The 22,461-nt window shown below is 42.0% G+C and carries 20 protein-coding genes and 2 riboswitches; of the genes, 18 read left to right on the forward strand and 2 right to left on the reverse strand.

Annotated elements, in window-relative coordinates; translation table 11 throughout:
• Positions 1-193: 193 nt before the first annotated feature.
• The 11 genes from AC1DWN_RS11470 (at position 194) to AC1DWN_RS11520 (ending at position 14,789) form a co-directional block, all read left to right on the forward strand.
• Positions 194-1,060 carry a helix-turn-helix transcriptional regulator gene (locus AC1DWN_RS11470; RefSeq protein ID WP_477559032.1) on the forward strand — a complete coding sequence of 289 codons (867 nt, stop codon included), beginning with the start codon at positions 194-196 and terminating at the stop codon, positions 1,058-1,060.
• 160 nt (positions 1,061-1,220) lie between these two features.
• A complete protein-coding gene (locus tag AC1DWN_RS11475) occupies positions 1,221-2,300 on the forward strand; it encodes a metallophosphoesterase family protein (RefSeq protein WP_477559033.1) in 1,080 nt (359 codons plus the stop codon).
• Positions 2,301-2,396: 96 nt separating this feature from the next.
• On the forward strand, positions 2,397-2,540 hold the full coding sequence (locus tag AC1DWN_RS11480; RefSeq protein WP_477559034.1) for an RAxF-45 family protein: 144 nt from the start codon (positions 2,397-2,399) through the stop codon (positions 2,538-2,540).
• Between the two features lie 201 nt (positions 2,541-2,741).
• Positions 2,742-4,667, forward strand: a complete 1,926-nt coding sequence (abc-f, locus tag AC1DWN_RS11485; protein ID WP_477559035.1) for a ribosomal protection-like ABC-F family protein — start codon at positions 2,742-2,744, stop codon at positions 4,665-4,667.
• An 83-nt stretch (positions 4,668-4,750) separates the two neighbouring features.
• Positions 4,751-4,848: riboswitch (guanidine-I (ykkC/yxkD leader) on the forward strand.
• A 72-nt stretch (positions 4,849-4,920) separates the two neighbouring features.
• Positions 4,921-5,262: a DMT family transporter gene (locus tag AC1DWN_RS11490; RefSeq protein WP_477559036.1), complete on the forward strand. Its 342-nt coding sequence runs from the start codon at positions 4,921-4,923 to the stop codon at positions 5,260-5,262.
• Complete coding sequence (locus AC1DWN_RS11495) at positions 5,262-5,576, forward strand: DMT family transporter (RefSeq protein ID WP_477559037.1); 315 nt, start codon at positions 5,262-5,264, stop codon at positions 5,574-5,576. Before AC1DWN_RS11490 ends, AC1DWN_RS11495 begins: the two co-directional genes overlap by 1 nt.
• A gap of 45 nt (positions 5,577-5,621) precedes the next feature.
• Positions 5,622-5,820, forward strand: a riboswitch (cobalamin riboswitch).
• A 152-nt stretch (positions 5,821-5,972) separates the two neighbouring features.
• Positions 5,973-10,529 (forward strand): S-layer homology domain-containing protein, encoded by a 4,557-nt coding sequence (locus tag AC1DWN_RS11500; protein WP_477559038.1) that lies wholly within the window; start codon positions 5,973-5,975, stop codon positions 10,527-10,529.
• A 72-nt stretch (positions 10,530-10,601) separates the two neighbouring features.
• Positions 10,602-11,540, forward strand: coding sequence for a DUF4430 domain-containing protein (locus AC1DWN_RS11505; RefSeq protein ID WP_477559039.1), 939 nt, complete (start codon positions 10,602-10,604; stop codon positions 11,538-11,540).
• Positions 11,540-12,430, forward strand: coding sequence for an energy-coupling factor transporter transmembrane component T (locus AC1DWN_RS11510; protein WP_477559040.1), 891 nt, complete (start codon positions 11,540-11,542; stop codon positions 12,428-12,430). Before AC1DWN_RS11505 ends, AC1DWN_RS11510 begins: the two co-directional genes overlap by 1 nt.
• On the forward strand, positions 12,403-14,079 hold the full coding sequence (locus AC1DWN_RS11515) for an ABC transporter ATP-binding protein (protein ID WP_477559041.1): 1,677 nt from the start codon (positions 12,403-12,405) through the stop codon (positions 14,077-14,079). The genes AC1DWN_RS11510 and AC1DWN_RS11515 overlap by 28 nt, the downstream gene beginning before the upstream one ends.
• Positions 14,061-14,789 (forward strand): ECF transporter S component, encoded by a 729-nt coding sequence (locus AC1DWN_RS11520; protein ID WP_477559042.1) that lies wholly within the window; start codon positions 14,061-14,063, stop codon positions 14,787-14,789. Before AC1DWN_RS11515 ends, AC1DWN_RS11520 begins: the two co-directional genes overlap by 19 nt.
• Positions 14,790-14,870: 81 nt before the next feature.
• Here the strand turns inward: AC1DWN_RS11520 and AC1DWN_RS11525 are convergent, their stop codons facing one another.
• The gene (locus AC1DWN_RS11525; RefSeq protein WP_477559043.1) at positions 14,871-15,374 is read right to left on the reverse strand and encodes a zinc ribbon domain-containing protein; all 504 of its coding nucleotides are present in this window, start codon (positions 15,372-15,374) and stop codon (positions 14,871-14,873) included.
• A 128-nt stretch (positions 15,375-15,502) separates the two neighbouring features.
• Between AC1DWN_RS11525 and AC1DWN_RS11530 the strand changes: the two genes are divergently transcribed.
• Positions 15,503-16,027 carry a YbjN domain-containing protein gene (locus tag AC1DWN_RS11530; RefSeq protein WP_477559044.1) on the forward strand — a complete coding sequence of 175 codons (525 nt, stop codon included), beginning with the start codon at positions 15,503-15,505 and terminating at the stop codon, positions 16,025-16,027.
• Between the two features lie 67 nt (positions 16,028-16,094).
• On the opposite strand, the gene AC1DWN_RS11535 is transcribed toward AC1DWN_RS11530, so the two are convergent.
• Positions 16,095-16,394: a hypothetical protein gene (locus AC1DWN_RS11535; protein WP_477559045.1), complete on the reverse strand. Its 300-nt coding sequence runs from the start codon at positions 16,392-16,394 to the stop codon at positions 16,095-16,097.
• Positions 16,395-16,636: 242 nt separating this feature from the next.
• On the opposite strand from AC1DWN_RS11535, the gene AC1DWN_RS11540 reads away from it, so the two are divergent.
• The 6 genes from AC1DWN_RS11540 to AC1DWN_RS11565 all read left to right on the forward strand — a co-directional run bounded on the left by AC1DWN_RS11540 (position 16,637) and on the right by AC1DWN_RS11565 (position 22,403).
• Positions 16,637-16,879 (forward strand): YolD-like family protein, encoded by a 243-nt coding sequence (locus AC1DWN_RS11540; protein ID WP_477559046.1) that lies wholly within the window; start codon positions 16,637-16,639, stop codon positions 16,877-16,879.
• Positions 16,880-17,019: 140 nt separating this feature from the next.
• Positions 17,020-17,184: a hypothetical protein gene (locus tag AC1DWN_RS11545; RefSeq protein WP_477559047.1), complete on the forward strand. Its 165-nt coding sequence runs from the start codon at positions 17,020-17,022 to the stop codon at positions 17,182-17,184.
• 151 nt (positions 17,185-17,335) lie between these two features.
• On the forward strand, positions 17,336-18,316 hold the full coding sequence (locus AC1DWN_RS11550; RefSeq protein WP_477559048.1) for a CobW family GTP-binding protein: 981 nt from the start codon (positions 17,336-17,338) through the stop codon (positions 18,314-18,316).
• A gap of 129 nt (positions 18,317-18,445) precedes the next feature.
• Positions 18,446-18,982, forward strand: a complete 537-nt coding sequence (locus AC1DWN_RS11555; protein ID WP_477559049.1) for a hypothetical protein — start codon at positions 18,446-18,448, stop codon at positions 18,980-18,982.
• 150 nt (positions 18,983-19,132) lie between these two features.
• Positions 19,133-20,164, forward strand: coding sequence for a LacI family DNA-binding transcriptional regulator (locus tag AC1DWN_RS11560; RefSeq protein WP_477559050.1), 1,032 nt, complete (start codon positions 19,133-19,135; stop codon positions 20,162-20,164).
• A 40-nt stretch (positions 20,165-20,204) separates the two neighbouring features.
• Positions 20,205-22,403, forward strand: a complete 2,199-nt coding sequence (locus AC1DWN_RS11565; protein WP_477559051.1) for an alpha-galactosidase — start codon at positions 20,205-20,207, stop codon at positions 22,401-22,403.
• Positions 22,404-22,461 lie beyond the last annotated feature (58 nt).

A 22,461-nucleotide genomic window follows, 5' to 3' on the forward strand; every position in this document is an offset into this window, starting at 1 on the left:
GCCCTCACCGCCGCTGCGGATATACAATGAGATATTTCTCTACGGAGGCACAGGTCATTCCGGAGAAAAATGCAGGGTTCAAGACTTGGCTTGCCCGTGGCAAGGACATCGCGGGTAACAATTTTGTTAACGTATAAATTATTGTCTGCATAGGTTTGTTTGAAAAATTCGAATGTAACAGGGAGGCGCATCAATGACGTTTCGTGATATACCTGAAAGACTGCTGAACGATCATTATATGGATGCGTTGTCCAGTTTTCGTATTTATCAGCATGCCCTTGACGCAACGATCGATACGCATTGGCATCAATTTTTCGAACTGGGACTTGTTGTGTCGGGAACGGGCACGCATATCTTCAACGGAATTCCGGTACGTTTAGAGCCGGGCCATACGTTTTTACTGACACCAGCAGATTTCCATCAGATCGTACCTGATCGCGGACAGACGCTTAGATTATACAATCTTATTTTCACCGAAAGAATGATATCAGAAGAGCTTGCGGAGCAATTGTTCGAGCGTAAGAAACAATATATTTGTCTCTTTGAAAAGGAAGATTATGCGGAGGCAGAGCGTGAATATGAGCGAATTCTGAAAGAATCAGCGGGTTGGCGCGAGCATAGCGGAATAATTGTGAAGGGCTGTATCGAACGGCTGCTCATCGATTTGTCCCGAAGCTGTCCGCTTGCGGAGAAAGTGGTCATGGAGGAAGCGGGGGTACCGGTTCATCCGTCTATTCGTAAGGCGCTGCTGTATTTACAGTATCATTTCCGCGATCCGCTCCTGTTAGATGAGGTAGCTCGGTTAGCGGGATTGTCAGCTAATTATTTCAGTGAATGCTTCAGCAAGCAGACCGGGTTCACCTTTCAGGCTTATGTACGAGACATGAGGCTCCAATTTGCCAAATCGCTAATCAGTGCTACTACTCTGCCGATTACGGAAATCTGCTTTGCAGCCGGCTTCAACACCTTGCCCTATTTCGAACGGGCTTTCAAAACCCGTTACGGAGTATCGCCAAGAATGATGCGTTCAACTCAAACGGAACGAATCGGAATTAGATGATCATATCGTAATAAATGAGAGGCTTCTCTCGAGTTCCTAGAACTTGAGGGAGTCTCTTTTTCATAATCCTATATAATTATCGACAAATGAGCCATTTCCTGTATTATGGTTTATAGAAAGTATGAAAGCCTCATAACAACCATCGAAAGGATGAGAAACTTTGCGTGAGTCAAAAGTATTACCAGAATACGCATCAACTCTTTTGCCACAAGTCATCGAGAGAGCTAGCAACCTACAGAACGAGAAAACCGTAGACTTAATTTTCATCACAGACCTTCATCATCAGGTGGGCGGCAACATGCTGCAAGCAGCAGCTGTTGTTCGAAAACTAACAGAATCGGTTTCGCTAGATTGCATCGTATCTGGCGGAGATATGAGCATGAATGGCGTTAAATCGGATGTCTTACAATCGCAAAGAGAAATCATGAGTGAACTTGCTGTAGCTAAATGCCCTATTCTTCCTGTAATCGGTAACCATGACGATAATACGATACATGATTTTCATAATCATCCAAATAGTGTAGACAATGTTATTTTTCCTGGGGAAGCATATGAGGAATTCTTCTGTGGATTAAATGAAACCGTTTCCTTTGATAAGGGAAATGTCCATGGTTTGTATTACTATTATGAAATTCCGGCGAAGAAAACAAGGGTAATCATCTTGAATTGCATAGATATTCCTTACCAGCAGACAGAAAACGGGAATCTTAAATACAATGGTCAGTGGCAATACGCTTTTTCGGACAAACAGCTTAATTGGGTCGCTCATACTGCGCTTGATTTTAGTAGTAAGCCGGACAAGGAAAAATGGAGCGTAATCTTCTTCTCGCATATAGCCATCCTGCAAGAAGGTGTATATGGTGCAGATAATGATATTGCAAACGGAGAAGTAATGTGGGAGATTATTAAAGGTTATAAAAACGGAACGTCGTACAGTTCGGCGCCAACTTCTGGTGACTTTGCTTCCTCTGTCAATGTTGATTACTCGGGACAAGGTCAAGGGAGTGTAGTAGCCTGTTTCTTCGGACATGTTCATTTCGATCAAGTGGTTCGAAGAGACGGAATTAATCTAATTTCCACACTCAACGCATATACCAATCAAGATTTTGAAGATGCTCCGGAAAGAATCAAGGGAACAGAATCAGATACCGCATTTGATATCTTAACCATCGATTATAGCAAAGGGAAATTATTTATGACGAGGTTTGGAGCCGGGCAGGACAGAGTTGTAGAACTATAATCGTGTACTTGCTTCATTTTTTACATAAGGATGACATTGCCAGGACACCTTGGTTTATGTTACATTGAGAATATTATTTTGAAGGGGGTGAGGTAGGTGAATCACGAAATGGCCAACAACCGTATTAGCCAGCTGCCGATTGCTATGGCTGGCATTGTTCATACATTTTCCGTTAACGGGATAAGTCTGTCCAATTATAATAATACGTTTGAACCATTCGCGATAAGACGCCTACCTTAACCACAACGGATCGTTTTACAATCCTAAGGGTCGCAGGCTTGTTGCTGCGGCTCTTTTTGATATATAAGAATTTATAAGTATTCACTTATACATGTGCTTATATATCTCCGCGAAACGAATGCTTTTGCCGAAGAAGATGGCGACAGCCGTTTACGCTTGTGTATTCAGGTCAGGGTCTTCATCTAACAGGAGGCCTTTAAAATGATAATAGTTAATGTTCAACATATAAAGAAATACCATGCAGCAAACCTTGTTCTGGACGGTGTAACGCTGCAGCTTAAGGATGATGAGAAGGTTGGACTGATCGGCCGCAATGGAAGCGGGAAATCCACACTGCTACGATTAATCGCGGGTCATGAACAGGTAGACGAGGGTATGCTGACGATCAAGAAGGATTTGCAAATCGKTTATTTGCCGCAAATTCCAGCTGAGTTTGAGGACCTGAGCGTGTACGAGGTGCTGTCCTATGGATTTCGACAACTGAAAGTCACGAAGCAGGAAATGTCGATCTTGGAACAACAGATGTCGAGCACTGAGGCGGCTGCAAATCCGGAAATGCTGGAGCGTTTGCTCAACACATATGCGTTAGTACAAGATCGATACGAGCAAGGCGGCGGCTATGAGATGGATACCGCTATAGATCAAGTAGCGAGCGGTTTGCAAATTGATCCAATCAATTATCAGCGAAATTTCGGAAGTTTATCCGGTGGGGAGAAGACAAGAATTGTTCTAGCATCCCAGTTGGTTGTCCGTCCAGCTTTACTTTTATTGGATGAACCGACAAATCATTTGGACCTCAAGGGTATAGAGTGGCTGGAGCAGTTTCTTCAGCGATATGAAGGCGCATGTGTCATCGTGTCGCATGACCGCTATTTTCTGGATTCCGTTGGTACGAAAATGATCGAACTAGAGGACGGAGAGGCATTTACGTATTACACCAACTACAGCGGGTATTTGAAGGAGAAGGAAGAGCGTCTTCTGCAGCAATTCGCACAGTTTCAAGAGCAGCAAAAGGTGATGAAAAAAATGAAAGAAACGATTCGTCAGCTGGAGGAATGGGGAGGCATTGGCGGAAACGAGAAGTTTTTCAAAAGAGCAGCTTCCATTCGAAAAGCTCTAGAGAAATTGGAGGCGGTAAAACGTCCCGTCATGGAGCGCAGATCGGCAGATTTTGAGCTCAATCCACTCGATCGCTCAGGTCGTAAGGTCATCACATTCGAAGGTGTGACGAAAAAATTCGGAGAGAAAATGATTTTGAATGGAGCAGAGGGCAATCTGTTGTATGGCGAGAAGGTAGTCCTATTAGGGGATAACGGCTCAGGTAAAACTACCCTTTTCAAGCTGCTTCAAGGCATGATTACTCCGGATGTAGGTGTAGTGGAGTTAGGTTCGCGTGTGGAAATTGGTTATTTAGCTCAGCAGGAGCCAGTGAAGGATAACAAGCTTTCAGTACTGGAATTTTTTAAATCGGAAGGGAAGTTAGAGGAAGGCGAAGCGCGAAATGTGCTGGCGAAATATTTATTCTATGGCACTGACGTGTTCAAGCCGCTGCAAATGCTCTCTGGTGGAGAATGGTCCCGTTTGAGGTTAGCCTTACTTGTCATGCAAAAGCCGAACCTGCTTTTGTTAGATGAACCGACAAATCATCTCGATATGACTTCACGCGAGGCACTGGAGGAAGCGCTGGAGGATTTTCCAGGAACGATACTTGCGATTTCTCATGACAGATATTTTATAAATCGTCTAGCAAAGAGCGTGTGGGAGCTGAGGCAAGGATCGATTTCCACATATCTCGGTAATTATGATGATTTTAAGGAGCATTATAGAGACCGAGCATCTAAGGACGGCTTGCAGGTGAGTGGAACATTGCGTAAAGCAGATCGACAGCGGCCACAAGAGAAAACGGTTCAAAGCAAATTCCCTTCACGCACGAATGAGCGTAAGCTTGAGACGTTGGAGCTTGAGATTGCTGCACTTGAAGAGAGGCTGACTATTTCGGATGAAGAGCTGCAGCATCTAGATCAAATTGGTGATGCGGCCCAGCTTGAATCAAAATGGCTTGAACGGGAAGAGATGCAGTCACAGCTTGATGCGCTTATGGAAGTGTGGATGGAGCTTTCGATTTGATGTTAGAAATAAAAGGGTTGATTACCAATTTATTGGACTTGTAAAAATCTCATGAGTATGTATAATTTAAAATAATTGAATAACAAAATGTTTTCTAGGGTTCCGCAACAAATTGGTTGGCCTGGTCCGAGAGAAAACTCACAGCTATGCTGTGTCACGGAGGGATAAAAGCCTGGGAGAAACTGTTTATATAACAGTTATCTCTTGGGCTTTTTTTTTTATTTTGGTAATAATAAAATCGGAGGTGTTTTTAATGAATGGAAACTGGATTAAAGTATTTATTGCCGCTTTTTTTGAAGTGTTTTGGGTTATAGGCTTGAAGCATGCAGATGACTTTTGGTCGTGGACAGGAACGGTGATTTCTATCATCGTCAGCTTCTATTTAATGATTATGGCGGGACGAAAGCTTCCTGTAGGGACGGTATATGCCGTCTTTGTAGGATTAGGTACGGCGGGGACTGTTTTTTCAGAGATTATATTTTTTGGAGAACCATTTAAAGTAGGTAAAATAATTTTGATTCTTATCCTACTAGCTGGTGTCGTGGGCTTGAAGTTAGTTACTAAAGACAAGGTTCAGGAAGGAGCTGAGTCCTAATGGCGTGGATATCTTTAATACTAGCTGGGCTATTTGAAATGTTTGGCGTAGCTATGATTAATAAAATGCACAAAGATCGTAATTGGCAATCCTTTGCTCTGTTAATTGCCGGATTTGGAGCAAGTTTTCTATTTCTTGCTTATGCTATGAAAACTCTCCCTATGGGGACAACTTATGCCATTTGGACTGGAATTGGTGCTTCAGGAGGTGCAATTTTAGGTATGTATTTATATGGTGAATCAAAAGATTGGAGAAGAGTTATTTTTATAGCTGTGGTATTAGGTGCAGCAGTTGGATTGAAACTCATCTCGTAAATTTAGCATGACAAATGAAGATTTATTAGATATGATGAGCAAGAAAATTTAATATGAGAAACAGGTGCCAATTATGGTTTGATGAATCAAACCATAGGATTGGTTAAAAGGGAAGTGGGTGAAAATCCCACGCGGTCCCGCCGCTGTATAAGAGGAGTCCTTGCAAGATGCCACTGGGAAACTGGGAAGGCTGTAAGGGTGATGATACTTGAGCCAGAATACCTGCCTGTTTCGTTCGAACCTTAACTCTACGATGGATAGGAAGGTGTTTATTAGTGCATGCTTTTTTTAGCTGTCCACTCTATTAAACCTCTTAACTACTACAGTTAAGAGGTTTTTTTTGTTTTGTGGAGTGATGAGATTTTAATGTGAATGAAGAAATGGGAGATGATACGGATGAGGAAAAATAGATTTATAGCTTGGCTGCTTGTAGTAACTATATTCTTGTCGATGTTTTCAACGAATCTGACTGTGTCATATGCTGATGGAACAGCTTCATCACCTGAGGGGTATGTAACCATTTCAGTTGAAAAATTCACTTTGGGGCAAGGTTATTATAGGGAACCCGTAAAAGTCCCGTATTATGCAGGTGATAATGGTGCTGATATATTCACGCGTTTTTTAGGCGAGKGTAATTATCAAAATTCGGGTAGTATAGATAGTGCTTTTTATTTGTCTAAAATTAAGGATAATGATACAAGTAGTTTGAATGTTCCACCGTATATTCTGAGTATGATGTCAATTGATGGAGTAACTGTGGGATCAAAAAATAATGAAGAATGGCTTGGAGAATTTGATTATACGGGTATGTCAGGTTGGATGTATGCTGTAAACAATGATTTTCTTGATTATGGATTCTCAGATTATTCCCCTAACAATGGTGACGTTATTCGAACGCAGTTTACTGTTTATGGCTATGGTATCGACCTTGGAAATAAGTGGGGGGATGTTAAGCTTGCCAATAAGGACGCTTTAACAGCTGCAATAGGTCAAATAAATAGTGATTCAAATAAAGACATCATTCTTTCAAATGCTGCAGTAAAAACGGCATATGTTCAAGCTTACGAAGCGCTTGAAAACATCGAGAGTCCTCAGGCCGTCGTTGATCAGGCACTAACAAATCTCAATTATGCATTAGCAAATGCCAATGATACAGAAAAGCCAGTTCTAATAATAGAGGACCTACACGATAAAGAACAAGTATCAGAAAGTGATATAAGTTTTAATGTTTCCGTAACAGACAATGTTTATAAGGAAGTAACTCCAGAAGTTAAGTTGAATGGTGTAGTAATATCTGGAACTAATGGAGAGTATAAAGTTACTCTAAATACTGGGGAAAATAACATAACTGTAACCGCAGTGGACGGAGCAGGAAATAAAGCTGAGAAAAATTTTGTAATCCTATACAAAGAGAGCTCTGCCATCTTAGTGAAAAAGCAGTTAGATCTAAACCTCGCTTATATTCATAAAACAGTAGACAATCCTACATTTGGAACAGGCGGCGGTGAATGGTCTGTCCTATCCTTAGCTAGAGGGAATTACCCCGTTTCAAATAGCTATTATGATACTTATTACAAGAATGTTGTCAATAAAGTAAAAGAATTAATGTCTAAGTATAACGGCAAGTTGGACAAGACTAAAGGTACAGAGCATTCCAGATTAATTTTGGGACTCTCTTCAATTGGCAAGGATATTAGAAATGTTGCCGATTATGATATAAGAAACGCGCTTGCTGATTTCGATTTTGTTACTAAACAAGGTATTAATGGGCCTATCTTTGCTCTTATAGCACTGGATAGTCACAACTACGAAATCCCTCTAGTAGAAGGGGTAGTTAAACAAACGTCAAGAGATGAGCTTATTCGTTATATTTTAGATAGAGAAGTTAAGAAGGGAACTGAGAATGCTGGTGGGTGGGCATTAGGCGTTACTAATGCAGATACCGATATAACGGCAATGGCGATCCAAGGACTTGCACCCTATTATGAATCAAATAATGAAGTAAAGGCAGCGGTAGATCGAGCAGTTAGCTGGTTATCGCGAACTCAGAATATTGAAGGTGGTTTTACAAGCTGGGGCAGCACAAGCAGCGAAAGTATTGCACAAGTAGTTGTTGCTTTAGCCGGATTGGAAATAGATCCGCATACAGACTCAAGGTTTATCAAAAACGGAAAATCGCTTATAGATGCCTTATTATCCTTTGCTGTACCAGAAGGTGGCTTTAAACATACTTTGACAGGGAAAGTAGATGGTATGGCTACTGACCAAGGTACCTATGCTCTTATAGCCTATGATCGATTTATAAATGGAAAAAAACGTTTATATGATATGACGGATGTACAAATAGTAACACCGGAACCACCAATAGAAACACCTGATCCGCCAACTGAAACACCAGACCCACCTGGCAATGGAGGGGGAACCAATCCTCAGCCTAAACAATATGTCACCCTATCAGTAGACAAGAAAACTATCAACAAGGGAGATGTTGTAGCAACTGTTAGTGTGGAGCTGCAACCCGGTGACACAGCATGGTCAGTATTACAGAGAGAACTTAATAGTCGCAATATTAGCTATGAATACGTTTGGACTGAAAAATACGGGAGTGTTTATGTTCAATCCATAGCTGGCGATGGGGAATTTGACCATGGTAGCGGCAGTGGATGGATGTTCAATGTGAATAATTGGTACCCCAACTATGGGGCAAGCAAGTATATCCTAAAAGCTGGTGATCGACTCCAATGGCGTTATACGACTAATCTAGGAACAGACTTAAACGTACCTAAAGATTGGGAGGATTCAACGTCAAATGGTTCTGTTGATCCGAACGATAAAAAACCTGTAATAGATGTTCCAAACGATATTCAATCAGATTATGTCAAGAACATAACCAAAGAAATGAAAGATACCGACAATATTACAATCAATATTCCTGATGTGAAACATAAGGTAATCCTTAATTTAGAGGATGTCGCAGACGATATTCCGATGATTACAGCTACAAAAGGCGATATTTCGGTTATTTTCGAAAAGGGTACAAAGTTAAAAACGAATAATCCTAACATAGAGCTCATTACATCGATTGATCCAAAAGATTCAAAATTACAAGAGTCTATCCAGGCTAGCCTTGGCAGTAAAGACAAGCTCGATAAAATAAATCATGCTTTTATTATGGGCAATACGACTAGCTCAGTTTTATTCGATAAGCCGCTTAGCATAATTGTTAAGGGTGGAAAAGGGCAGCTACCAGGTTTTATTGAAGGCAATAAATTTACACCTCTTATCATTTATGAATCTGAGGAACTAGCCATAGAGGCTACCAAAGGCAATGAGAAGATCGCCTACGCTTTTGTTAAGGGCAATGATTTAATCATCAAAACCAATCATTTTACAACCTATGTTTCTTATACGGTAAGCCCTAAAGAGACGGAAACGACATTTGATTTGAAAAAAGTGTATTCAGACACCGACTTAATCTCCGCATGGGCTTATAAAGAGGTTAGCGAGGCGACGAAAAAAACATTTATCCAAGGCAACGGAGGCAAATTTAATCCTAAGTCCACGATAACGAAAGCAGAATTCATAAAAATATTAGTTTCTGTTTTAGGGCTTCCTACGCAGTCAAGCAATGCTAGTAGCTTTACGGATGTTGCTAAGGAGGATTGGTTCTACCCTTATGTTAATGCAGCTCATCAAGCAGGATTAATCACAGGATTTAATAATAAATTTAATCCAAATGACAATATTACGCGCGAGCAAATGGCTGTAACCATTGCAAGAGCTCTAGGTATTGAACCTGCCAAGCTTACGACTCCAATGAAAGACAGCAAGGCGGTATCCGCYTGGGCTAAAGCAGATGTGGAGACTATTGTTGCCGTTCAATTAATGGAGGGCAGTGGCAACCAATTCAAGCCAAAAGCTGTTGTAACAAGAGAAATGGCTGTAGTTGTTGCTATGAGAGCCTATGATTATAAGAATGGAACGGGTAAAGACGATAATCAAACAGGTCAGGTAGAGAACGCAGCGGTTAAAAATCTTATTAAAAACACAGCAGCTTTTATGCAAAAATCCGTGACTGATCCAGTTATAGCTAGTGTTGGCGGTGAGTGGACTGTATTTGGACTGGCACGCTCTGAAGTAAAGGTTCCTGATGAATACTATGCCAAATATTACGMGAATGTAGAGAAAACACTGAAGGAAAAGTCAGGTAAGCTGCATAATGTGAAATATACAGAATACGATAGAGTTATTTTAGCACTAACCTCAATTGGAAAAAAAGTTGATAATGTAGCTGGATATAACTTATTAAAGCCTCTGGCTGATTTTAATATGGTAATCAAGCAAGGTATTAATGGACCGATCTTTGCACTTATTGCGTTGGACAGTAATCATTATGAAATTCCAATAGATGAAGGTGTTACGACACAGACGACACGGCAGATGTTAGTTGATTTCATTTTGAAAAGAGAGATAGTCGGCGGGGGATGGGCACTAGGTGAAAAGGCTGCTGAACCGGATCCGGATATTACAGGAATGGTCATTCAAGGGCTTTCACCCTACTATCAGACAGACAAAAATGTAAAAGCAGCTGTGGATCGTGGAGTAGAATGGCTGTCAAAAGCGCAGAAATCGGATGGCGGCTATTCAAGCGGTGGTTCCATTAACTCTGAGAGCATTGCTCAGGTTATTGTAGCGTTAACGAGCCTTGGCATCGATCCAGACCGTGATGCGAGATTTATCAAAAATGGAAACTCAGTTGTTGATGCATTGCTGGGGTTTGCTGTTCCGAGTGGAGGGTTCTACCATATCAAGTCAGGCGGTACAGATAATGGCGGCGCCAAACCGGGAGAGGTTGATCTTATGGCTACAGATCAGGCAATGTATGCACTTGTAGCCTATGATAGGTCTATTAACAAACATAACCGTCTTTACGACATGACAGATGTAAAATAGCAATTCATTTAGAGAACTTAGCAAGGGTAGCGTGTCTACCCTTGCTTCGTTATTTAAGGTGGGAGCAAGCCAATGAATAACAAAAAATGGTTGACAGCTATAGTCGTTGTGTCGATATTGGCTATCGCATTCTTTTGGGGTGGAAATTATCCGAAGAGCTCGACGATGAAGCATGCTGAAGGTAACTCTGAAGAAACAAAAAGTACTATAAAAGAGATAGCTTCTTCTGAATCCCCAAATGTGCATGAGCAGGATGAAACCAGCAATCAGATAGATACGAAGACAAACGAGTCATTAAAGTCCGATAAACCAGAAGATGCAGATAAAGTAACAGCAACAGAAAAACCAACGGTTAAAGCGGAAGAGTCGGATGAGGCTGAATCCAAGCTGCCTGAAAAAACAACTCCTCCGAAGGTTGAGGATAAAGCAACAACGAAACCAACAACGAAGCCTGCTCCATCCAGCGAACCGGTAATTAATGATAAGGAACCAGATAAGGCTAAGAAAGATAAGTATCTTACCGATCCTGTGCCTGAGGGTAAGCCTAAGCCTGTTGAATGGCAGGATGCCAAGATAAACAAGAACGAGGAATTGACGATTACATTGTCAGTAACCGCTAAAACGATACTAGATAATATGGATCAATTTAATGAGGATAAGCTTGAAGTATTGCCGGCTGACGGAATTATCTATAAGGAGCAGAAAGTAACCTTTTATGAGGGAGAGTCTGTATTTGATGTATTACTAAGAGAGATGAAGAAAAATAAAATTCATATGGAATTTGAAATGACGCCTATTTATAACAGTAATTATATTGAGGGCATTAATAATATTTATGAATTTGACTGTGGTGAGCTTAGCGGTTGGATGTACAAGGTAAATGGGTGGTTTCCAAACTATGGAAGCAGTCGTTATGTTCTGAAAGACGGTGATGTCGTGGCATGGGTATATACTTGTGATTTAGGTCGAGATATAGGCGGGGATACGGCTGCAACAGGAGAAGGGAAATAATGAAGGATCATTTCTATACTTATCATCCGATTGTTAATTTCACTTATTTTGTTGTCATCATCTTGTTTAGTATGTTCTTTATGCATCCTATCTTTCAAATCATAGCTATCATCAGTGCGATGGTCTATTCGACCATGTTGAGGGGTAGAAGAGCTGTTATATTTAATCTCCTCTATATGATGCCGCTGCTCTTGGTCATGGCCATTATGAACCCTGCTTTTAACCATGCTGGTGTAACGATTCTATTCTATTTGAAAAATGGCAACCCCATTACGCTAGAATCGATCCTTTATGGCATTGCAGCAGCAGCTATGTTTGTGACGGTTATCGTATGGTTCTCCTGTTATAACGCCGTAATGACTTCGGATAAGTTTATATATATTTTCGGTAAAATAATACCCGCATTATCTTTGATCTTTTCGATGGTGCTACGTTTCGTACCCAGATACATGACGCAAATCAAGGTAATCTCCAATGCTCAAAAGTGTATAGGAAGAGATGTATCACAGGGCAACATACTCGCAAGAGCTCGGAATGGGATGACCATTATCTCGATTATGACCACATGGGCACTGGAAAATGCAATTGAAACGGCCGACTCTATGAAATCAAGAGGATATGGGCTGCCTAACCGTACGAGCTATAACCTATTTCGATTTGATAACCGGGATAGACGAGTATTCATAAGCATGGTGGCATTAATCACGATGATTTTAATTGGTGCTGCGATGGCGGAAAACACGATCCGTTTTTTCCCTTCTATTAAAATGAACGAGATTACATCTTTTAGTATAGTCGTGTACATAGCTTATTTTGTTTTATGTATGATACCTGTGATCATCAATTTGGTGGAGGAAATAAAATGGACTTATATGAAATCAAAGATCTAACCTTTACTTTTCCTGCGAAAGAGATAGAGACTCTCTCCCATATAAGTCTGACAATAGAGAGCGGAGAGTTTGTTACGATATGTGGAAAGTCGGGCTGTGGTAAGAGCACTCTGCTTAGACAACTGAAATCCATCCTTACGCCTCATGGCAAGCGCAGTGGAACTATATATTTTAGCGGTCAGCCAATTGAAGAAATGGATCAGCGTGCACAAGCATCGGAAATCGGATTCGTGCTTCAGAACCCTGACAATCAGATCGTAACAGACAAGGTATGGCATGAGCTTGCGTTCGGTCTGGAGAGCCTAGGATATGATAATAAAACCATACGATTGCGTGTAGCGGAGATGGCCAGTTTTTTTGGCATACATACCTGGTTTCATAAGAGTGTAACAGAGCTTTCTGGTGGTCAGAAGCAGCTTCTGAATTTGGCCTCCATAATGGCTATGCATCCTTCCGTATTAATTCTTGATGAGCCAACCTCTCAATTAGATCCGATAGCGGCAGCAGATTTTTTGGAAACGGTGAAAAAAATAAATCGAGATCTAGGCACTACGATTATTATGTCTGAGCATCGTCTTGAGGAGATTCTGCCCATATCTGATCGTTTAATTGTGATGGATTCAGGCCAGATTCTTGTAGATGATTCACCACAGAAAGTTGGTGAATTATTAAGCTATATGAAGCATCCTATGTATCGTTCGATGCCTTCTCCTATGCAAATTTATGGAGGAGTGGACAATGAACTTCACTGTCCCGTTACGGTGAAGGAAGGGCGTCAATGGCTTAATACATTCCTTAATAATAAAACGGCGGCAAAGATGGTCGAGACCACGGAAACAACGAAAACATCGTCATCTGATTCTGTCTCCATAAAATTCAAAGATGTATGGTTTAAATATGAGAAGAGCGGGCCAGATATCATTAAGGATTTGTCGTTTGAAGTGAAAGAAGGGCAGTTTTATTGCATAGTTGGTGGTAATGGCACGGGCAAGACATCTACCTTATCTCTTATTAGCGGAATCCTTCAGCCCTACAGAGGGAAGATTCAAATCGGCGGTAAAAATCCTGCAAAAATGAATGCGAAAGAGCTGTTCACTAATAACTTAAGAATACTCCCTCAAAATCCACAAACGTTATTTGTGAAAAAAACAGTAGAGCAGGATTTATACGAAATGCTGTCCCACCTAAAACTGACTAAGGAACAAAAAGCAGAGAAAATTGCGACCATGGTTAAATTTGTTGAGCTCGAACACGTACTTTCCATGCATCCATATGACCTTAGTGGAGGAGAGCAGCAGCGAGCGGCACTTGCAAAAGTGCTTTTATTAGAGCCGAGAATATTGCTGCTCGATGAACCAACTAAAGGATTGGATGGTTTCTTTAAGGAAAAGCTCGCTATATTTCTGAAAAAGCTGAATGCGGATGGCGTTACGATTGTGATGGTTTCACATGATATTGAGTTTTGTGCCAAGTATGGAGAATTGTGTTCCATGTTCTTTGATGGAAGCATAATCACTACGAATACAACAAATAAGTTTTTCGCGGGAAATAGCTTTTATACGACTGCAGCAAACCGTATGGTGCGTCACATATGGAGTGAAGGCGTAACAATAGAGGGTGTGATTGAGCTATGTCAACAAAGCAGGTAGCAAGCCAACGATTGAGTCGCAGAACCTTATTAGCCGCAGTGCTTATTCTCCTTGTTATCCCGGCTACAATTATACTAGGTGTTTTTGTTTTAGATGATCGGAAATATTATTTTATTAGCTTATTAATTGTTCTTTATACGATGATCCCTTTTGCACTTGTATTCGAAAAACGAAAGCCGCAGGCAAGAGAGTTGATCGTTATTGCGGTGTTAGCATCTATTGCTGTGGCCGGACGCGGAGCTTTTTTCATGCTGCCGCAGTTTAAACCGGTTGTAGCCATTGTAATAATTGCAGGTGTGAGCTTCGGCGCGGAAGCGGGTTTTCTTGTAGGAGCAGTCGCGGGATTTGTATCTAACTTTTTCTTTGGTCAAGGACCGTGGACGCCATGGCAAATGTTCTGCTTCGGCATTATTGGTTTTCTCGCAGGAATTTTATTTAAAAAAGGACTGCTCAAGAAGACGAAGCTTTCTTTATGTGTGTTTGGGGGCTTAGCAACTTTTTTAATATACGGTGGTATAATTAATATGGGTTCACTACTAATGTTTACAACACAGTTTTCCTGGAAAGCATTGCTTGCAACTTATATTTCAGGTTTTTGGTTTGATATGGTGCATGCTATTGCTACTGTATTCTTCTTGTTTGTTCTAACTCGGCCTATGATTGAAAAATTGGATCGGATCAAAACGAAGTATGGGCTAATTGATTCCTAGTTTCAAGAGGAAGTTATATCGTATGTAAACAAGAAGACGAGCTCCCTTACGGAACTCGTCTTCTATGTTTCATAGGGTCTTTTATATATTTTCACGGTAAGTAGTGTTTTGAGCTGCTTTCTCTTCTCTAACAGCATGACGGATAATGTCCTTCACTTCCTGAACATCCTTCACATCGTCGAGTACTAAAACGGGATTCGTTTTGTCTAGTGATAGAATCGTTATGGATCCAACACCTAATAATCGGTCACCCAGAGATTGTTCGACTGAAATATCCTTTACACCTAAGAGTTCAATTTCTTCGACTTTTTTGCCAATCAAACCGGATCGTACAATTATTCGTTGATTCGTAACCTTGTATGTCGTTGTATTTACATGAGCGGCTTCTTTGATGCGATCGGATATACCGCTTGGCTTACCTTCCCATAGAACAACCTCTTCATGAGTTGAACGTTCGGCTGGTGATGATGCAGCAGCAGGAGCCGATTCATGCCCGCTTTTCGTTGCATCTATTTTCAAACCGCAGTTTCCGCAAAAGTTCATACCCTCTTGATGAGCAACTCCACAATTCGTACAAAATGCCATTTGAAGGACCTCCTTTAGATACATATAATTAGGATGATTTATAAGCTGTATTGGTCATAATTCTACTTTATATTTTGCAATAAGCCAATTGATTTTAAATATGATTTTATGCAGCCATCTGTTCTACGATGCTAGTAAATAAAATTACGCAGGCGAGAGATTTGGCTGAGCTGGGGTTTTTGAAGCAATATTTAAAAGAGGCAGGACTACAATCGGATTTAATCGAACCATCCACCGATGTGCCGATCGGAGTGCTGCTTGTTCCCTTAACCCTAGACAGTCAGCAGCGTGACCGATACCTGACCTTCAGCTTTATTCCTTCATCGTCTGAGCAGGGGTTAGAGCATGTGAGGTTGCTGCAAATCTATGCAAAGGTACCAGTAAGGTGGAAAGAAGGGAACCTTGAGAGTGTAGAAAAGCTGCTGCTAGCTATTAACTGTCATCTAGCAATTGGTCATTACAGTATACGCGAGGATGGAGAACTCTATTATCGGTATGTGTGGTGTGCTTCTGGCAGTACGATCTTAAATAAGAATGAAGTGCTAGAAGTCATCAATTTATTCCTATTAATGGTGGATATGTTTGCTGAAGTGATCGATGGCGTAGCATCAGGACAATTGGATCTTTCCGCGACTCTCGCGGCGCTTGGTTAGGCGTCAATCTCTGAGATTAAGTCGGTCTGGAGAGCAAGGTAACGCTGCTTCAGACCGACTTAAACAATTAAGAAGTAGAATCCTTGGACTTATACTTTTCAAGCTCTGCTTTTTTAATAAGTAATAGTTTGCTTAGATCTGCTTGAGAACGATCAATTCTCGTTACTTCTTCGTTTAATTTATTGATTTGGGTTAGTTTGCTGCTTAAATCACTTGGAGAGCTGCTCACTTTAATATTTTTTTGCAGTTGTTTAATTTTAGCGAGTGATTTCTCTTTCTTTCTCTTATCATCCGCACTTTTCTTTTGAGCATCAGCTATTTCTCTGTTTAAACGCGTGATGATGGATGTAGTGAAGCTAATAGACATTTGAACACCTCTTAATCGTATAGGGTAGCATCGACCCATTCTACTATAATTACTTGTTTTATGCGAACAAAGACTTCTTCTTCATGTGGTCTCCAGTTAGAAAATGGTGATCCTTGATTTTTGGTTCAAGAAGTATGATGTAACCATGTGGCATGTTATAATGAGTTACCAATACGTTAGAAGCGATCAGAAAATGGCTCCCATTGCGGAGCCATTTTTCAATTGATAAGGAGGCGGCGGACATGGCCAAAGGACCAAAGAGACCCACAAGAGATGAGTTTGAATTAGAAGAGCTTGGTGAAAGATTAGTTGAGGCCAAACAGGAAGGCAGCGAGCTGCTGCTAACGGTTTGGGCAGCAGAGGAAAAGGTTAGAGGTGTCATTACAGAGCTGGACTCAAGAACGAAGAAGGTTCATGTTGCTTATATGGGAACTATTACAAAGATACCGTTTCTAGACATCATGAAGGTTGACAGACCTCGTTAAGATAGCTGGTATATACCGAATACTCTAGAGTGGTGTGGGCTGAGCCGAAAAATGAGCAGGAGCACATATTTTCAATTCGCCTATACGCTTTTGTTCCTCCTACATAGGATACTGTACCTTAAGAAAAAGGAGATGAACAAATGAGCTATGGAGTAGCAGGAGTAGGCGCAGGAAACTGCGGTCCTTCTTATCCGGTTGCAGGCGCAAGCTGTGGTCCCGCAGTTGGCGGAGCATTTACAGGCCTTGGCATTATATTGGTTCTTTTCATACTGCTTGTAATTATATCCCGTACGATTTGTTGGTAGTCGACGGAGCTTACTTGTAAATCAGCATTCATGCGTATCCACTAACTGAAAAGTGATAAAACCTCCAGATGCCTGAGCTCTGGAGGTTTTGCATAATTACGATATAATAAATGGACTACACTATAAAATAAATGTACAAGCAGGAGAACCCATGACGAATAGTAGAAAACAAGGAATCCCCATACATCTGCTCTCAGGATTTCTAGGCAGCGGGAAGACAACACTGTTGACAAGAATGCTTGATTATTACAAAGCGCAAGGTTTGAAGCCGGTGGTTATTATGAACGAGCTGGGCGATATCAATTTAGACGGGCAATTAGTTGGCGAAGAAGTGCCAATGGCAGAAATGCTAAGCGGTTGTATTTGCTGTACGATGCGTGGGGATCTGGGGATAGAGCTTAATAATCTCATTGCAGAGCATAAGCCTGATGTCATATTTATTGAATCGACGGGTGCTGCAAATCCGATGGAAACCTTAGAGGGTGTAACGGAAGCAGCGATGTACAAGTCCATTGATCTTCGCTCCGTAATAACAGTAGTCGATGGACCTGAACTGCTGGAGCGAAGTCGTAGTGGCAAAGGTCGTACCTTCAAGCTGATGCAGGAGCAAATTCGCTGCGGCACAATCCTGTTGCTGAATAAAGTGGATAAACTGGATCCGGAGCAGCTAGTAGAAGCACAACAGCAGATTCGGGAGTTGAATGAGCATGCTACAGTAATCGCGACGGTTCGCTGCGTCATCGATGATTGGAGCTGGCTCGATGCAGCAGAAAAAGTAGACCACCAGGCAAGCGATCATTCGGAACATAGTCATATTACTTCTCATCACCATTCACATGATCATGTTATGGTTGTCACTCATTACTGGAAGAAGCCAGTAAACAGTGAAGCTTTCGAGGCGTTGCTGCAGCGGCTTCCAAGCAATATATACCGTGCAAAAGGGATTGTAACGTTCGAGGACACACCCAGTCGCTATTTGTTTCAATATGCGTACAAAGAATCTGACTTTATGCGGATCGATCCACAGGGGCATGTGAATGATGTAGCTGTATTTATCGGGGAGCATTTCTCTAAGGAATGGCTGCTGAGTGAGCTCGAATTATTGGAGAAAGCCGACGTAGTAAAAGGCTGAACTGTGTGAAAGCGGAATGTCGAAAATTGCTGCTTCTATGTCTATTCGTGTATATGCATGGGCAAAATAATCCAGATGGGGTTATTAAAGCCTCGACATCACGATAGCGATAGAAGGGTGTGGCAGCTAATGATTAAAAAATGGTTTATCCCGGCTTTAGCGCTGGTTGTTTTGTTCTCGGTAGCTCCGGTATGGGCTGCGAAATCTGTAGCCGTGTTGCCCAATGAAAAGCAGGATCAACCATTCAAGCAAGCTGATGGTGACGGCACACATGAGCATAAGCATCATAAGGGACAAATGACACATAAGGATTTTGAAGCGTATCGTTTGAACAAGTTGAAGGAAATGGCTACCTATTTCGGGATTAGTACGGACGGTAAGTCCGCTCAGCAGTTGAAGAAGGAAGTAGAAGCCGCGAAAATAGCGAATAAGGATAAGTGGGAAGCTTTTAAGGCGGAGCATCAGGCTAAGCGTCTTGAGCATTTACGTAAGGTTGCTGAGGAGCACGGCATTAAGACGGAAGGCAAAACTTCCGAGCAATTGCGTGAGGAGCTCTATAAGCTGCATGGCGGCAAGGGCAAGCGTCCACAGCGCTTAGAGGATTCCAAGCGTTATGGGGAAGAAAACGGAAATAAGCAGCAAAAGGATAAGAAAAACCAAGTATAGGTAATGATATAGCAAGACCGTCCTAAGGTTGACTAGGGCGGTCTTCTTTTGTTAGATACCCCATATACAACGTTACTTGTATATGATGTTATCGTCTGTTATTATGTAATTTATATTTAGTAAATTTATTAACTGAACACGGAGCGTGTGATGGCAACCATTAAACAAATTGCGCAAGAAGCGGGTGTATCAGCTGCTACCGTATCAAGAGTGCTGAACAATGATGTAACACTGGCGGTCAGTGAGGATACACGAACACGTATATTTAGCATTGCTGAGCATTTGCAATATAAACCGTCTCGATTAAGAAGAATGAAGCAAGAAGAACAACTGTCCAGACAAAGAATTGGCTTATTAATGTGCTCGACGCCTGAGGATGAACATGAAGATCCCTATTTTTTAGCTATACGCAAAGGGATTGAGAAGCGGTGTGATGAATTAGGCATTAGCATTTTCAAAGTGCTTCGAGGCAATAATCGTCCGGAGCTTCAGCATTTGCATGAGTTGGATGGTCTAATTGTAGTCGGCTCAATTGATGCGGAAGATGTCTTTCAACTCTACCCGCATAAGCATTTACTCGTCTTTGTAAATCACAATCATGAGTTGGATGAGTTTGATACCGTGAAGCTCCAATTTGAACAAGCGACGAAAGCTGTTATTTCACATCTTAGAGCGCTAGGTCATAAGTCAATAGGCTACATTGGGGGTAGGGAGTACGTTCATCGGATTATTGGAGAGCAAACAGATGCTGAAGCAATTGAGCCTAGAAGAGCATGGGTTAAACAGCTTCTGAGCGAAAGCAGTCTATATGAAGAGGAATTTATTCTTCAAACGGACTGGTCTTCCAATGGCGGGTATGAGTCGATGAATCGGCTGCTGAAGCTGGATAAGCGGCCAACTGCTTGCTTTATTGGAAGTGACCCTATGGCGGTTGGGGCTTTGAGAGCTTTGCATGAGCAAGGCGTTAGAGTGCCAGAGGATATGGCAATTGTCGGCTTCGATGATATCGAAATATCAGCTTTCTTAAACCCGCCGTTAACAACGGTTCGAGTTCATACGGAGCTAATGGGAAGAACAGCTGTACAGTTGCTATTGGAGAGAATTGAAGGACGGGAAGCAGCCATTCATATTACGGTGAACACGACATTAATTATCAGGGAAAGCTGCGGTAGCGACTTATAAAAAATATGAGGCTATAAAACCTATTCTGGAGGGATATAATTTGTCTATTCTATATGATCAACAAAATTCGATTTTTCATTTACAGTCGAAGGATACGAGTTATGTGATACATGTAACGGAAACAGGCTATGCAGCACATTTATATTGGGGTAAAAAAATACGAGGAACGCAGCTGAAGCGTTTGCTAGAGCTGCAGGAGCGCGCGTCCTTCAGTCCGAGCACAGAGCTGGATCATCGGGAACTTTCGCTTGATACCCTTCCGCAAGAATACCCAAGCTATGGCAATTCGGATTTTCGACAGCCTGCTTATCAGATTTTGCAGCCGAATGGATCGACAATAACAGATCTGCGTTATGAATCCCATCGTATTTTTAACGGGAAGTCAGCTTTGGATGGGCTGCCTTCTGTTTATACAGAGAGCGATGATGAAGCGCAAACCTTAGAATTAACGTTAAAGGATGAGCTAACAGGAATAGCGGTAATTCTTTCTTATACCGTTTTTGAAGACTATAATGCCATTACCCGTTCTGCCAAAATAGTCAATAACGGTGCGCAAACTATGCAGCTCCAAAGAGCGCTCAGTCTAAGCCTTGATTTTGTTCATGACCGTTTTGAAATGCTGCAGCTATCCGGATCATGGACGCGTGAACGGCATGTGCATACACGTAAATTAGTGCCAGGCTTACAATCCATTGAGAGTCGCCGTGGTTCAAGCAGCCATGTACAAAATCCGTTCCTTGCACTGCTGTCGGAAGGCGCAAGCGAGGATCAGGGTGATGTATACGGTGTTAGCCTCGTGTATAGCGGTAATTTCACAGCTGGTGTAGAGGTAGATCAATTCCATTCTGCAAGATTGTTCATGGGTATTAATCCGTTTGATTTTAACTGGAGACTGGAGCCAGGTGAGCAATTCCAAACGCCGGAAGCGGTTATGGTGCATTCGGAGCACGGCCTTGGCGGTATGTCCCGCAGCTTCCATGATTTATATCGTTCACGGTTGATTCGTGGCAAGTTCCGTGATCAGACACGGCCTATCCTCGTTAACAACTGGGAGGCAACTTACTTTAACTTCAACGCTGATAAAATTGAAGCTATCGCGAGCGCAGGCAAGGAGCTTGGTATTGAGCTGTTCGTGCTGGATGATGGCTGGTTCGGCAAGCGCGACGATGACACGACCTCACTAGGGGATTGGTTTGTCGACCGCGATAAGCTGCCAAATGGTTTAGAGGATTTAGTTAGCCGCGTTAAGAGACTTGATATGCAGTTTGGACTATGGTTTGAGCCAGAAATGATATCACCTAAGAGCGAATTATATCAAGCGCATCCTGATTGGTGCTTGCATGTAGAAGACCGGAGACGGACACAGGCAAGAAATCAATTGGTTCTCGACTTGTCACGTGCTGACGTTCGCAAATACATTGTGAAAACGGTTTCCGACATCTTATCGAGTGCGCCTATCACCTATGTGAAATGGGATATGAACCGCAACATGACGGAGATCGGATCTGCTCTGTTGCCGTCTGAACGTCAACGAGAAACAGCACATCGTTATATGCTCGGATTGTATGAAGTGCTTGAGAAAATTACTTCTGCATTTCCAGACATTTTGTTCGAGAGCTGTTCCGGAGGTGGAGGCCGCTTCGATCCAGGTATGCTTTATTACATGCCGCAGACATGGACAAGCGATAACTCAGATGCGGTATCGCGTTTGAAGATTCAATATGGGACGAGTATTGTTTATCCGGTTAGCTCGATGGGAGCACATGTTTCAGCCGTTCCAAATCATCAGGTTGGTCGCGTTACATCCTTGGAGACTCGCGGCAATGTAGCTTTATCCGGCAACTTTGGCTATGAGCTCGACCTTACTGTATTTACTGAAGAGGAAAAGGAAGCCGTAAAAGCACAGGTTGCTATGTATAAGGACGTACGTCCTCTTGTGCAGTTTGGTGATTTCTATCGTTTGCTGAGCCCGTTCGAGGGGAATGAAACAGCTTGGATGTTCGTATCCAAAGACAAGAGCGAAGCGTTTGTCGTCTTTGTATCGGTTCTTCAGGAGCCTCATCCAAGGCTCAATCGTTTCCGTTTGAAGGGTCTTGATCCGCAGCGTGATTACAAGCTTGATGGGGAAGGTACTGTATATGGCGGCGATGAACTGTTATTTGCAGGACTTGCAACACCGCAGTTTAATGGCGATTATGCGAGCAAGGTGTATCATTTCCGTGCTGCAGTAAAAGAATAACTAATCATAATGAAGCCCACTCCGGATTAGAGTGGGCTTTTTTTTTGCTGCCTTGTAT

The organism is Paenibacillus sp. P4_A7 (assembly GCF_056402455.1).

What these genes read in the sequence shown, in the direction of transcription:
- AC1DWN_RS11470 (WP_477559032.1), top strand. Translation starts at nt 194, where the DNA reads ATGACGTTTCGTGATATACCTGAAAGACTGCTGAACGATCATTATATG.
- AC1DWN_RS11490 (WP_477559036.1), top strand. Translation starts at nt 4,921, where the DNA reads ATGAATGGAAACTGGATTAAAGTATTTATTGCCGCTTTTTTTGAAGTG.
- AC1DWN_RS11495 (WP_477559037.1), top strand. Translation starts at nt 5,262, where the DNA reads ATGGCGTGGATATCTTTAATACTAGCTGGGCTATTTGAAATGTTTGGC.
- AC1DWN_RS11505 (WP_477559039.1), top strand. Translation starts at nt 10,602, where the DNA reads ATGAATAACAAAAAATGGTTGACAGCTATAGTCGTTGTGTCGATATTG.
- AC1DWN_RS11510 (WP_477559040.1), top strand. Translation starts at nt 11,540, where the DNA reads ATGAAGGATCATTTCTATACTTATCATCCGATTGTTAATTTCACTTAT.
- AC1DWN_RS11515 (WP_477559041.1), top strand. Translation starts at nt 12,403, where the DNA reads ATGGACTTATATGAAATCAAAGATCTAACCTTTACTTTTCCTGCGAAA.
- AC1DWN_RS11520 (WP_477559042.1), top strand. Translation starts at nt 14,061, where the DNA reads ATGTCAACAAAGCAGGTAGCAAGCCAACGATTGAGTCGCAGAACCTTA.
- AC1DWN_RS11525 (WP_477559043.1), bottom strand. Translation starts at nt 15,374, where the DNA reads ATGGCATTTTGTACGAATTGTGGAGTTGCTCATCAAGAGGGTATGAAC.
- AC1DWN_RS11530 (WP_477559044.1), top strand. Translation starts at nt 15,503, where the DNA reads ATGCTAGTAAATAAAATTACGCAGGCGAGAGATTTGGCTGAGCTGGGG.
- AC1DWN_RS11535 (WP_477559045.1), bottom strand. Translation starts at nt 16,394, where the DNA reads ATGTCTATTAGCTTCACTACATCCATCATCACGCGTTTAAACAGAGAA.
- AC1DWN_RS11540 (WP_477559046.1), top strand. Translation starts at nt 16,637, where the DNA reads ATGGCCAAAGGACCAAAGAGACCCACAAGAGATGAGTTTGAATTAGAA.
- AC1DWN_RS11545 (WP_477559047.1), top strand. Translation starts at nt 17,020, where the DNA reads ATGAGCTATGGAGTAGCAGGAGTAGGCGCAGGAAACTGCGGTCCTTCT.
- AC1DWN_RS11550 (WP_477559048.1), top strand. Translation starts at nt 17,336, where the DNA reads ATGACGAATAGTAGAAAACAAGGAATCCCCATACATCTGCTCTCAGGA.
- AC1DWN_RS11555 (WP_477559049.1), top strand. Translation starts at nt 18,446, where the DNA reads ATGATTAAAAAATGGTTTATCCCGGCTTTAGCGCTGGTTGTTTTGTTC.
- AC1DWN_RS11560 (WP_477559050.1), top strand. Translation starts at nt 19,133, where the DNA reads ATGGCAACCATTAAACAAATTGCGCAAGAAGCGGGTGTATCAGCTGCT.